Source organism: Pseudoalteromonas sp. MMG012 (assembly GCF_018100875.1).
In the GTDB taxonomy this organism is placed as follows: domain Bacteria; phylum Pseudomonadota; class Gammaproteobacteria; order Enterobacterales; family Alteromonadaceae; genus Pseudoalteromonas; species Pseudoalteromonas aurantia.
In genome coordinates, this window is sequence record NZ_JAGJEF010000233.1 from 1 (window position 1) to 452 (window position 452).

Annotated in this window: 2 protein-coding genes; both read left to right on the forward strand. The window is 47.1% G+C overall.

Annotated elements, in window-relative coordinates; all coding sequences use genetic code 11:
• The coding region (locus tag J8L97_RS23200) for a putative peptidoglycan-binding domain-containing protein (RefSeq protein ID WP_282098580.1) at positions 1 to 223 on the forward strand (223 nt) is incomplete at its 5' end.
• The coding region (locus tag J8L97_RS23205) for a hypothetical protein (RefSeq protein WP_211053087.1) at positions 213 to 452 on the forward strand (240 nt) is incomplete at its 3' end. The genes J8L97_RS23200 and J8L97_RS23205, both read left to right, overlap by 11 nt.

A 452-nucleotide genomic window follows, 5' to 3' on the forward strand; every position in this document is an offset into this window, starting at 1 on the left:
TGTTGATGCCACAGTTGATGGTGTGTTTGGCTCGCGCACACTTAAAAAGTGCCACGCTATTTTACCTAACCATTTAATCGCTAAATTGATTAGCCGCCGCGCGTATCGTTATTCCCGCATTTGCTTAGATGACCCAACACAACTCCCGAATTTAAAAGGCTGGATGAACCGCCTCGGCCACATTACCGAGCGCAGCTATGCGGAGTTATATCATGGGGTGTAACTGGGAATGGAGTTTAAACCAAGGCCGTATTAAGCGCTTAAATGCTGAGGTTTTGGCACGTAAAAACGGCCAATCGTTTGATGCTAAAAAAATACCGCTACACAGCCACGACGGCACCATGCAATCAAAATTTGCTCATGGATGGCACTCGGTCACTGAAACCGACATACGCCGCAAATTGAGTGGTGATAGCACATACATAGATGTGCGCCGCAGGTTAGCTGAAAAG